This is a genomic window from Pseudomonas sp. NPDC090755 (assembly GCF_044769005.1).
Taxonomy (GTDB): Bacteria; Pseudomonadota; Gammaproteobacteria; order Pseudomonadales; family Pseudomonadaceae; genus Aquipseudomonas.
In genome coordinates, this window is record NZ_JBIVXC010000006.1 from 196,742 (window position 1) to 208,838 (window position 12,097).

Annotated in this window: 6 protein-coding genes; all 6 read left to right on the forward strand. The window is 63.5% G+C overall.

The features are described 5' to 3' along the window. Positions 1–103 precede the first annotated feature (103 nt). Positions 104–1,396 (forward strand): MdtA/MuxA family multidrug efflux RND transporter periplasmic adaptor subunit, encoded by a 1,293-nt coding sequence (locus ACIQUS_RS12170; protein ID WP_403047259.1) that lies wholly within the window; start codon positions 104–106, stop codon positions 1,394–1,396. Beyond that, the gene (locus ACIQUS_RS12175) at positions 1,393–4,494 is read left to right on the forward strand and encodes an MdtB/MuxB family multidrug efflux RND transporter permease subunit (RefSeq protein ID WP_403047262.1); all 3,102 of its coding nucleotides are present in this window, start codon (positions 1,393–1,395) and stop codon (positions 4,492–4,494) included. Before ACIQUS_RS12170 ends, ACIQUS_RS12175 begins: the two co-directional genes overlap by 4 nt. Beyond that, a complete protein-coding gene (locus ACIQUS_RS12180; RefSeq protein ID WP_403047264.1) occupies positions 4,491–7,598 on the forward strand; it encodes an efflux RND transporter permease subunit in 3,108 nt (1,035 codons plus the stop codon). Before ACIQUS_RS12175 ends, ACIQUS_RS12180 begins: the two co-directional genes overlap by 4 nt. After that, the gene (locus tag ACIQUS_RS12185; RefSeq protein WP_403047267.1) at positions 7,595–9,082 is read left to right on the forward strand and encodes an efflux transporter outer membrane subunit; all 1,488 of its coding nucleotides are present in this window, start codon (positions 7,595–7,597) and stop codon (positions 9,080–9,082) included. The genes ACIQUS_RS12180 and ACIQUS_RS12185 overlap by 4 nt, the downstream gene beginning before the upstream one ends. Before the next feature lie 265 nt (positions 9,083–9,347). After that, the gene (tssB, locus tag ACIQUS_RS12190) at positions 9,348–9,854 is read left to right on the forward strand and encodes a type VI secretion system contractile sheath small subunit (protein WP_403047425.1); all 507 of its coding nucleotides are present in this window, start codon (positions 9,348–9,350) and stop codon (positions 9,852–9,854) included. A 32-nt stretch (positions 9,855–9,886) separates the two neighbouring features. After that, positions 9,887–11,404 (forward strand): type VI secretion system contractile sheath large subunit, encoded by a 1,518-nt coding sequence (gene tssC, locus ACIQUS_RS12195; protein ID WP_403047269.1) that lies wholly within the window; start codon positions 9,887–9,889, stop codon positions 11,402–11,404. Positions 11,405–12,097: the final 693 nt, after the last annotated feature.

Below are 12,097 nucleotides of genomic sequence, written 5' to 3' on the forward strand. Positions count from 1 at the left end.
TCTTAGCAACGTAAGCCCAAGGTAAATTGCCGGTAAAGGCGCTTTGCTTATCCGCGTTCAGTGCTTATCGTTCAGCCTCCTCAAAAGAATTCTTATTCGCACAATGGTCGATCAACCGATGCTTTCTCGTTCCCGTTCCCCTCGTCGCTGGCTTGTCGGCCTGCTGATCCTGCTGCTGGTCGCCGGTCTGTGCTGGTGGCTGTGGCCTGCGCCTGCAGCCCACAAGGCCGCGGGCGGGCTGGGCGGGCCGGGGGGCAAAGGCGGGCGGCCGGGCTTCGGCGCCTTTGCCGGTCCCGTGCCGGTGCGGGTGGCACCGGCCACCGTGGGTGACTTCCCGGTCTACCTCAAGGCCCTGGGCACGGTCACCGCGACCAACACGGTCAACGTGCGCAGCCGGGTCGCCGGTGAGCTGGTCAAGGTCAACTTCCAGGAAGGGCAGAAGGTCAAGGCCGGCGATCTGCTCGCCGAGATCGACCCGCGCAGCTACCAGATCGCCCTGCAACAGGCCGAAGGCACCCTGGCGCAGAACCAGGCGCAACTGAAGAACGCGCAGATCGACCTGGCGCGCTATAAAGGCCTGTACGCCGAAGACAGCATCGCCAAACAGACCCTCGACACCCAGGAGGCGCTGGTCGGCCAGTACCAGGGCACGATCAAGACCAACCAGGCTGCAGTGGGCGATGCCCGGCTGAACCTGGACTTTGCACGCATCCGCGCGCCCATTGCAGGTCGCCTGGGCCTGCGTCAGCTGGACGTCGGCAACCTGGTGGCGGCCAACGACACCACCGCCCTGGTGGTGATCACCCAGACCCAGCCGATCACTGTGGCCTTCACTTTGCCCGAGTCCGAACTCGGCACCGTGCTGGCGCGCTACCGCAGCGGCGCCAGCCTGCCGGTGGAAGCCTGGGACCGTGGCGACGTCAAGCAGCAGGCGGTCGGCGTACTGCGCAGCCTGGACAACCAGATCGATACCACCACCGGCACCCTCAAGTTCAAGGCACGATTCGAAAACCAGGACGAGGCGCTGTTCCCCAACCAGTTCGTCAACGTGCGCCTGCTCGCCGACACCCTGAAGAACGTGGTGTTGGCTCCTTCGGCGGCGATCCAGTTCGGCACCGATGGCACCTTCGTCTATGTGCTGGAGGGCGACAAGAAGGTACGTATCCGTGCGCTCAAGGTGGGCGCCAGCGACGGTGACAACACCGTCATTCTCGAGGGGCTGGCCAAGGGCGATCGGGTGGTGCTCGAAGGCACCGACCGCCTGCGTGACGGCAGTGACGTGGAAGTGGTCAACGACAGCACCGAAGTCCCGACCACCCCCGGCCAGCACCTGCAGGGCCAGGGCGACAAGGATGCCTCGGCTGACGCAGGCAAGCAGGGCAAGGCCGGCGCATGAACCTTTCGCGGCTGTTCATCCTGCGCCCGGTGGCGACCACCCTGAGCATGCTGGCCATCGTCCTGGCCGGCCTGATTGCCTACAAGCTGCTGCCGGTGGCGGCACTGCCCCAGGTCGATTACCCGACCATCCGCGTCATGACCCTGTACCCGGGCGCCAGCCCGCAGGTGATGACCAGCGCAGTGACCGCGCCGCTGGAGCGCCAGTTCGGGCAGATGCCGGGGCTGACCCAGATGGCCTCCACCAGTTCCGGTGGGGCCTCGGTGCTGACCCTGCGCTTCAGCCTGGACATGAACATGGACGTCGCCGAGCAACAGGTGCAGGCTGCGATCAACGCCGCCACCAACCTGCTGCCGAGCGACCTGCCGGCACCGCCGGTGTACAACAAGGTCAACCCCGCCGATACCCCGGTGCTGACCCTGGCCATCACCTCGCAGACCATGTTGCTGCCCAAGCTCAACGACCTGGTCGACACCCGGGTGGCGCAGAAGATCGCCCAGATCAGCGGCGTGGGCATGGTCAGCATCGCCGGCGGCCAGCGCCAGGCGGTGCGGATCAAGGTCAACCCCGACGCCCTGGCCTCGGCGGGCCTGAACCTGGCCGACGTGCGTACCCTGATCGGTGCCTCCAACGTCAACCAGCCCAAGGGCAACTTCGACGGCCCGACCCGGGTATCGATGCTTGACGCCAACGACCAGCTGCGCTCCCCCGAGGAATACGCCAACCTGATCCTGGCCTACAACAACGGCGCGCCGCTGCGCCTGAAGGATGTCGCCGAGATCGTCGACGGTGCCGAAAACGAGCGCCTGGCGGCCTGGGCCAACCAGAACCAGGCCGTGCTGCTGAACATCCAGCGCCAGCCCGGGGCCAACGTCATCGAGGTGGTCGACCGGATCAAGGCCATGCTGCCGACCATCACCGACAACCTGCCGGCGGGCCTGGACGTGATGGTGCTCACCGACCGCACCCAGACCATCCGCGCCTCGGTCAAGGACGTGCAGCACGAATTGCTGATCGCCATCGCCCTGGTGGTCATGGTCACCTTCCTGTTCCTGCGCCGCATGAGCGCCACCATCATTCCTTCGGTGGCGGTGCCGCTGTCGCTGATCGGCACCTTTGCGGTGATGTACCTGGCCGGGTTCTCGATCAACAACCTGACCCTGATGGCCCTGACCATCGCCACCGGCTTCGTGGTGGACGATGCCATCGTCATGCTGGAGAACATTTCCCGGCATATCGAAGAGGGCGAGACGCCGATGCAGGCGGCGCTCAAGGGCGCCCGGCAGATCGGATTCACCCTGGTCTCACTGACCTTCTCGCTGATCGCCGTACTGATCCCGCTGCTGTTCATGGCCGACGTGGTCGGTCGCCTGTTCCGCGAGTTCGCCATCACCCTGGCGGTGGCCATCCTGATTTCCCTGGTGGTGTCCCTGACCCTGACGCCGATGATGTGCGCGCGCCTGCTCAAGCGCGAGCCCAAGGAAGACGAGCAGGGCCGCTTCTACCGTGCCAGCGGTGCGTTCATCGACTGGATGATCGAACACTATGGCCGTGGCCTGACCTGGGTGCTGCGCCATCAGCCGCTGACCCTGCTGGTGGCCGTGGCCACCCTCGGTCTCACCGTGGTGCTTTACCTGGCGGTGCCCAAGGGCTTCTTCCCGGTGCAGGACACCGGGGTGATCCAGGGCATTTCCGAAGCGCCGCAGTCGATCTCCTTTGCCGCCATGAGCCAGCGCCAGCAGGAGCTGAGCGCGGTGATCCTCAAGGACCCGGCGGTGCAGAGCCTGTCGTCCTACATCGGTGTGGATGGCGACAACGCCACCCTCAACAGCGGGCGCCTGCTGATCAACCTCAAGCCCCACGGCGAGCGCGACGTCACCGCGGCCCAGGTGATCAACCGCCTGCAGCCGCAGCTCGACAAGCTGGTGGGCATCCGCCTGTTCATGCAGCCGGTGCAGGACCTGAGCATCGAAGACCGGGTCAGCCGCACCCAGTACCAGTTCAGCCTGTCGTCCCCCGACGCCGAGCTGCTGGCGCAGTGGAGCGGCAAGCTGGTCGAGGCCCTGCAACAGCGCCCGGAACTCACTGACGTGGCCAGCGACCTGCAGGACAAGGGCCTGCAGGTGTACCTGGTGATCGACCGTGACGCCGCCAGCCGTCTGGGCATCAATGTCGCCGACATCACCAACGCGCTGTACGACGCCTTCGGCCAGCGGCAGATCTCCACCATCTACACCCAGGCCAGCCAGTACCGGGTGGTGCTGCAGGCCGAGGCCGCCACCACCCTCGGGCCGCAGGTGCTGGAGCAGATCCACGTCAAGGCCGTCGACGGCGGGCAGGTGCGCCTGTCGAGCCTGGCGCGCATCGAGCAGCGCCAGGCGCAACTGGCCATTGCCCATATCGGCCAGTTTCCGGCGGTGATGATGTCGTTCAACCTGGGCGAAGGCGTGGCCCTGGGCGACGCGGTCAAGGCCATCGAGCAGGTGCAGCAGGAGATCGGCATGCCGGTCGGTGTGCAGACCCGCTTCCAGGGCGCGGCCGAAGCCTTCCAGGCCTCGCTGTCGAGCACCTTGCTGCTGATCCTGGCGGCGGTGGTGACGATGTACATCGTCCTCGGCGTGCTCTACGAGAGCTACATCCACCCGGTGACCATCCTCTCGACCCTGCCGTCGGCGGCGGTGGGCGCCTTGCTGGCGCTGATCCTCTCGGGCAACGACCTGGGCATGATCGCCATCATCGGCATCATTCTGCTGATCGGTATCGTCAAGAAGAACGCGATCATGATGATCGACTTCGCCCTGGAGGCCGAGCGCAACCAGGGCATGGACCCGCAGCAGGCGATCTACCAGGCGGCGCTGCTGCGCTTCCGGCCGATCCTGATGACCACCCTGGCGGCGCTGTTCGGGGCCATTCCGCTGATGCTCGCCACAGGCTCGGGCGCCGAGTTGCGCCAGCCCCTGGGCCTGGTGATGGTCGGCGGCTTGCTGGTCAGCCAGGTGCTGACGCTGTTCACCACCCCGGTCATCTACCTGTACTTCGACCGCCTGGCGCGCCGCTGGCGTCGTCAGCCTGACGCCGTGGCGCAGGCCAAGCCATGAACCTGTCAGCACCCTTCATCCGTCGCCCGGTGGCGACCATGCTGCTGAGCCTGGCGATCATGCTGCTCGGTGGTGTCAGCTTCGGCCTGTTGCCGGTGGCGCCGCTGCCGCAGATGGACTTTCCGGTGATCGTGGTCCAGGCCAACCTGCCGGGGGCCAGTCCCGAGGTCATGGCCTCCACCGTGGCGACGCCCCTGGAACGTTCCATGGGCGCCATCGCCGGGGTCACCACCCTGACCAGCAACTCCAGCCAGGGTTCGACCCGGGTGGTGCTGGCCTTCGACCAGGACCGCGATGTCGACGCCGCCGCCCGCGAGGTGCAGGCGGCCATCAACGCCTCACGCAACCTGCTGCCCAGCGGTATGCGCAGCATGCCGACCTACAAGAAGATCAACCCGGCCCAGGCACCGATCATGGTCCTGGCCCTGACCTCTGAGGTGCTGCAAAAAGGCCAGCTGTACGACCTGGCCTCGACCATCCTGTCCCAGAGCCTGTCCCAGGTGCCGGGGGTAGGGGAGGTGCAGATCGGCGGCAGTTCGCTGCCGGCGGTGCGTATCGAGCTGGAGCCGCAGTTGCTCAACCAGTACGGCGTGGCCCTGGACGACGTGCGCCAGACCATCGCCAACGCCAACCAGCGCAGGCCCAAGGGCTTTATCGAAGACGGCCAGCGCAACTGGCAGGTGCAGGCCAACGACCAGCTGGAAAAGGCCAGGGACTACGAGCCCCTGGTGATCCGTTACCAGGACGGTGCGGTATTGCGCCTGAGCCATGTGGCCAAGGTCAGCGACGCCGTGGAGAACCGCTACAACAGCGGCTTCTTCAATGACCAGGATGCCGTGCTGCTGGTGATCAACCGCCAGACCGGGGCCAACATCATCGAGACCGTGGCCAGGATCAAGGAACAGCTGCCGGTGCTCGAGTCGCTGATGCCGGCCAGCGTCCAGCTCGATATCGCCATGGACCGCTCGCCGGTGATCACCGCGACCCTCAAGGAAGCCGAGCACACCCTGCTGATCGCCGTGGCCCTGGTGATCCTGGTGGTGTTCCTGTTCCTGGGCAACCTGCGTGCCTCGCTGATCCCGACCCTGGCGGTGCCGGTGTCGCTGGTGGGCACCTTCGCGGTGATGTACCTGTGCGGTTTTTCGCTCAACAACCTGTCGCTGATGGCGCTGATCCTTGCCACCGGCCTGGTGGTGGACGATGCCATCGTGGTGCTGGAGAACATTTCCCGGCATATCGACGAAGGCGTATCGCCGATGCGCGCTGCCTACCTGGGCGCCAGGGAAGTCGGCTTCACCCTGCTGTCGATGAACGTGTCGCTGGTGGCGGTGTTCGTCTCCATCCTGTTCATGGGCGGTATCGTCACTTCGTTGTTCCGCGAGTTCTCCATCACCCTGGCGGCGGCGATCATCGTCTCCTTGCTGGTGTCCCTGACCCTTACGCCGATGCTTTGCGCCCGCTGGTTGAAGTCACACACGCCAGGGCAGCAGACCGCGTTGCAACGCTGGAGCGAGCACCTCAACGAGCGCATGATGGCCGGCTACGGCCGCAGCCTGGACTGGGTGATGCGCCACCGGCGCCTGACCCTGGCGAGCCTGCTGGTGACCATCGCGGTGAACATCGCCCTGTACGTGGTGGTACCCAAGACCTTCCTGCCGCAGCAGGACACCGGCCAGTTGATCGGTTTTGTCCGCGGCGACGACGGCCTGTCGTTCCAGGTCATGCAGCCGAAGATGGAAATCTACCGCCGCGCCTTGCTCAAGGATCCGGCAGTGGCCAGCGTCGCTGGTTTCATCGGCGGCAACAATGGCACCAACAACGCCATGGTGCTGGTCAAGCTCAAGCCCATCAGCGAACGCAAACTGTCGGCGCAGAAGGTCATCGAGCGCCTGCGCAAGGAAATGCCCAAGGTCCCGGGCGGTCGGCTGTTCCTGATGGCCGACCAGGACCTGCAGTTCGGTGGCGGCCGCGAGCAGAGCACCTCACAATTCCTCTACACCTTGCAGAGCAGCGATCTGTCGGCATTGCGTGAGTGGTACCCGAAAGTGGTCGCCGCCTTGAAGGCCTTGCCGGAGCTGACCGCCATCGATGCCCGCGACGGCGGCGGCACCCAGCAGATCACCCTGGTGGTCGACCGCGAACAGGCCAAGCGCCTGGGCATCGACATGAGCATGGTCACCGCCGTGCTGAACAACGCCTACAGCCAGCGGCAGATTTCGACCATCTACGACAGCCTGAACCAGTACCAGGTGGTGATGGAGATCAACCCCAAGTACGCCCAGGACCCGCGTACCCTGGAGCAGGTCCAGGTGATCACCGCCGATGGCGTGCGCGTGCCGTTGGCCACCTTCGCTCATTACGAGAACAGTCTGGCCGACGACCGCGTCAGCCACGAAGGCCAGTTCGCCGCCCAGAACATCAACTTCGACGTCGCCGAAGGCTACAGCCAGGACCAGGCCATGACCGCCGTGGAGCGGGCGGTGGCCAAGGTCGGCCTGCCCGAGTCGGTGATCGCAAGGCTCGGCGGCACCGGCGATGCCTTCACCAAGAGTCAGGAGGGCCAGCCGTGGATGATCCTCGGCGCCTTGCTGGCGGTGTACCTGGTGCTGGGCATCCTCTATGAGAGTTACATCCACCCGCTGACCATTCTCTCGACCCTGCCGTCGGCCGGGGTAGGGGCCTTGCTCACGCTCTACGTGGTCGGCAGCGAGTTCAGCCTGATCTCCCTGCTGGGCCTGTTCCTGCTGATCGGCGTGGTGAAGAAGAACGCCATCCTGATGATCGACCTGGCCCTGCAACTGGAGCGCCACGAGGGCCTGAGCCCGGAACAATCGATCCGCCGCGCTTGCCTGTTGCGCCTGCGGCCGATTCTGATGACCACCGTGGCGGCCATCCTCGGCGCGCTGCCGTTGCTGCTGGGCCAGGCCGAAGGCGCCGAGATGCGCCAGCCGCTGGGCCTGACCATTATTGGCGGGCTGGTGTTCAGCCAGGTCCTGACGCTATTCACCACCCCGGTGGTCTACCTCTACCTGGACCGCCTGCGCCACCGTTTCAACCGTTGGCGCGGCGTGCGCACCGACGCTGCTTTGGAAACCCCGCTATGACCCGACGTCCGCTTCTCTCCGACCGCTCGCTGCAGCCACTGCTGGGCACCCGAGGCTCGCGCCTGCTGGCGTCCAGCTTGTGCCTGGCGATGCTCAGTGCCTGCACACTGAGCCCGGACTACCATCGTCCCGACAGCCCGACCCCTGTGCAGTTCAAGCATGCCGCCGGCTGGACCCAGGCCAACCCTTCCGATGCGCTGGAGCGCGGTGCCTGGTGGGAGCTCTATGGCGATGCCCGGCTCAACGGCCTGGTCGAGCAGCTCAACGCCGGCAACCAGACGGTCGCCCAGTCCGAAGCCCAGTATCGCCAGTCCCAGGCCCTGGTGCGCAGCGCCCGTGGCGCGCTGTTCCCCACGATTGACCTGAACGCCGGCAAGACCCGCTCCAGTCAGGGCACCGGCAGTTCCAGCTCCAGCCTGAGCAACAACAGCAGCGGCATTCGCAACACCTACAGCACCACCCTGGGCGTGAGCTGGGAAGCCGACCTCTGGGGCAAGCTGCGCGACAGCCTGGCGGCCAATCAGGCCAGCGCCGAGGCCAGCCTGGCCGACATGGCCGCCATTCGCCTGAGCCTGCAGTCGGAGCTGGTGCAGAACTACCTGCAATTGCGGGTGATGGATGAGCAGAAGCGCTTGCTCGAAGCCACGGTGCAGGCCTACCAGCGTTCACTGACCATGACCGAAAACCAGTACCGTGCCGGCGTCTCCGGCAAGGACGCGGTGGCCCAGGCGCAAACCCAGCTCAAGACCACCCAGGCCGACCTGGTCGACCTGGTCTGGCAGCGTGCCCAGTTGGAAAACGCCATCGCTGTGCTGCTGGGCAAGGCGCCGGCCGACTTCAGCCTGGCCGACAGCCAGGACATCCCGGCGCTGCCAGACGTACCGCTGGCGCTGCCGTCGCAACTGCTCGAACGCCGGCCGGACATCGCCTCGGCCGAGCGCCAGGTGATGTCGGCCAACGCCAGTATCGGCATAGCCAAGGCCGCGTACTTCCCGGACCTGACCCTGAGTCTCAATGGTGGCTACAGCAGTAGCAGCTTCAACGACTGGATCAGTGTGCCCAACCGCTTCTGGTCGGTCGGCCCGCAACTGGCCATGACCCTGCTCGACTTTGGCCAGCGCTCGGCCGAAGTCGACCGCAGCGAGGCGTTCTACGACCAGACCGTGGCCCAGTACCGCCAGACCGTGCTCGACGGCTTCAAGGAAGTGGAAAACTACCTGGTGCAGCTCAAGGTCTACGAAGACGAAGCGCGCATCCGCCGCGAAGCCCTGGACGCCGCTCGCGAATCCCTGCGCCTGACCAACAACCAGTACAAGGCCGGATTGATCGCCTACCTGGACGTGGTCAACGTGCAGACCACCGCGTTGAGCAACGAGCGCAGCGTGCTGAACCTGTTGCAGGGGCGGCTGGTGGCGAGTGTGCAGTTGATTGCGGCATTGGGCGGCGGCTGGGATTCGCAGGCGGCCTTTGCTGACGGGCGTTGAGGCGGGGTGCGCACTTCATGAGTACGCGGTCACGTCGCCGTGGCAAAGTGTTTCTAAGTTCTTCTATTGAAACATTAACGCATGAATTACATGGGAGCATCCGATAGTTGTGTAGGGTGTTTCTCTATCGTTCTTTTTGGGTGGAATGATTCCTCGATAAGTCCCAAAGTTGTAAGGGTGGCATTCACATCCAGTACGGGCGTGAATACCAGTTCCAATTGGGGTAGATGGCAGCATTCACGTGCTGCCGGTAATCGGGGTGGTTATGGCTTCCAGCAGCTTTCAAAACGAAGTGCCCAAGGCACGGGTGAATATCAAGTTAGACTTGCATACCGGTGGTGCCCGAAAACATGTCGAGCTTCCGCTCAGGCTGATGTTGATGGGTGATTACAGCAACGGTAAAGAGCAACGCCCGTTGTCTGAACGAAACAAGCTCGACATCAATAAGCTGAATTTTGACAGCGTCATGGCGCAATACGCGCCTGGCCTGAAGCTGTCCGTTGAAAATACGCTTGCCAATGACGGCACGGACACGGCCGTCGAGTTGAACTTCCAGCGTATGAAAGACTTCGAGCCGGAGCAGGTTGCGCGCCAGATTCCGCAGCTTCGCGCGCTGCTGGCCATGCGCAATCTGCTGCGCGATCTGAAGTCGAACCTGCTGGATAACGCCACATTCCGCCATGAGCTTGAGCGGATCCTCAAGGACGAAGCACTGAGTAATGAATTGCGCGATGAACTGGCCGCCCTCGGCAGTCATCAAGGCAATCGTTAATCACCCAGGTCTGAATTACAGGAAGTTCAATAATGTCCGTAGAGCAATCCTCCACTGTATCCCGTGGCGCTGAAGTGCTGCCTGAAAGTAACCAGGGTGTCTATGCAGCGCTGTTCGACAAGATCAATCTAAGTCCTGTTGCGGAACTTGAAGGTATCGATGACTTCCAGAATGAAGAAGCATTGTCCGAAGTGTCCGCCGAAAAGCGTGTAACTGCTTCTGTCAGTGTGTTTCTGGAGTTGCTCAATCGATCGTCGCGTAAAGTGGAGCGCCTGGACCGGGCGCTGCTGGATATGCATATCGCCGCGCTGGATGCGCAAATCAGCCGCCAGCTCGATGCGGTGATGCACCATTGCGACTTTCAACGCGTCGAGTCGACCTGGCGCGGGGTGAAGTCGCTGATCGACCAGACCGACTTTCGCAAGAATGTGCGCATTGAGCTGCTGGATATCAGCAAGCATGACCTGGCACTGGACTTTGACGATGCGCCGGAAATCGCCCAGAGCGGTTTATACCTGCATACCTACACCCATGAGTACGATACGCCGGGCGGCGAACCGATTGCGGCGGCCATTTCCAACTACGACTTTGACTGCAGCCCGCAGGATGTTGCCTTGCTGGGCAATATCTCCAGGGTATCGGCGGCGGCGCACATGCCGTTCGTTGGCGCAGTGGGGCCGGCTTTTTTTGGCAAGCAGACCATGGAGCAAGTTGCCGCCATCAAGGACATCGGCAACTACTTCGATCGGGCGGAGTACATCAAGTGGAAGGCCTTTCGCGACAGCGACGATGCCCGCTACATCGGCTTGACCATGCCACGGGTGCTGGGGCGCCTGCCCTATGGTCCCGACACCGTTGCGGTGCGTAGCTTCAACTACATCGAGAGCGTCAGCGTACGAATAGAGAGAAACGAAGGAGCTAAACAGATAGGCATCTATTTGCCCGATGTGGAGTTTGCAGCCGCTCGGTTGCTTTACCCCACCGAGTTTGAGGGGGGCATAAATGCCTATCAAGGTATCAGGCAGAGTGATTATGTGAGTGAAGCCGGTAAGCGCGCCTACGACTGGAAGGAGTCCCAATGGACTGAAGCCGGCTGGACATTGATCCGTCGAGTGGAAGGCGAATTCATTGAGGTGCCGGAGCGCGGTTTCTTCCCCAGGGGCGAACCTGGTGAGCTATACAGCTGGCCCGAACGCGAAGCGCAGTTTAGCCGTGCTTGTGGAGAGAAACAGCGCCATCCCGGAGGAACACTTCAATACGCTATGGCAGGAGGTCTGGGCCGAGGCAGGTATATGCCAGCCGGCTACCCGGCTCGATGGCTGCGGTTTATCGGTCGTGGATCATTGGCTGGATCAGCGTATCCGCGAGCAGGCGTTGCTTTTGGTGGTGGCTTTGCAGCTAGCGCCTGCCGAAGTGGCAGGCTGCGCCGAGTCGGCCGTTGGCATGCTGTTCGGCAATCGCTTGACCCAAACAGTCCTGCAACCCCTGGCCAATCCGGGTTGCGCGGCGCCTTGGCTTGCCATTGCCAGCGCCGTGGAGTCGCAGGGTAACGAAGCGACGCCACATTTCATTTTCAGCGGGGATAACACCATCGACGGGCGATTGTGGTGCTCGGTAGTGATGCCTGCCTCTGAACATCAGGAACAAGCAGCAGATGGATGATAATCGTGCAATAGGTTGGTGGCTGGCCGGGCTGGTGCTGTTGATTGCATCGACACTGTGTTTGCTGGTCTGGTGGCAGCCGCAATGGCTGGGGATCTACCCGGACTCGGCTGAGCAGTTGGCCTGGTGGTTGATCACTTTTGCCGTGTGTGTGCTGGTATTGGGGTTTGTCGCAGGTTATCGGCTGTTGGGGAGAAAGGTAGGACGCCTGGCTTTTCACCATCAGCAGCATGGAGACGATTTCATGCCTGCCGCAAGCGTCACACCGGAAGAGAAAGCGACTTCGGAGTCGGCGCTGCGCAAACACCTGCGCGACCACTACGGCCTGCTCTGGCGCCACAACGTCCGCCTGCTCCTGGTCGTCGGCGAACCCGAGCAGATCAAGGCCATCGCCCCTGGTCTGGCCAAATATCAGTGGCTCGAAAGCGACAACACCCTGCTGCTGCACGGCGGTAGCCTGCAGGCCGAGTTCAGCGCCGACAACCTTGAGTTGTGGCGAGCGCTGAGCCGCTGGCGTGCCCTGGACGGCGTGGTCTGGGTGCTGGACACGGCGCAGAGCCAGGATGCCACGGCGCTGGCTA

Coding starts and splice junctions, on each gene's coding strand:
- ACIQUS_RS12170 (WP_403047259.1), top strand. CDS start 104: ATGGTCGATCAACCGATGCTTTCTCGTTCCCGTTCCCCTCGTCGCTGG.
- ACIQUS_RS12175 (WP_403047262.1), top strand. CDS start 1,393: ATGAACCTTTCGCGGCTGTTCATCCTGCGCCCGGTGGCGACCACCCTG.
- ACIQUS_RS12180 (WP_403047264.1), top strand. CDS start 4,491: ATGAACCTGTCAGCACCCTTCATCCGTCGCCCGGTGGCGACCATGCTG.
- ACIQUS_RS12185 (WP_403047267.1), top strand. CDS start 7,595: ATGACCCGACGTCCGCTTCTCTCCGACCGCTCGCTGCAGCCACTGCTG.
- tssB (WP_403047425.1), top strand. CDS start 9,348: ATGGCTTCCAGCAGCTTTCAAAACGAAGTGCCCAAGGCACGGGTGAAT.
- tssC (WP_403047269.1), top strand. CDS start 9,887: ATGTCCGTAGAGCAATCCTCCACTGTATCCCGTGGCGCTGAAGTGCTG.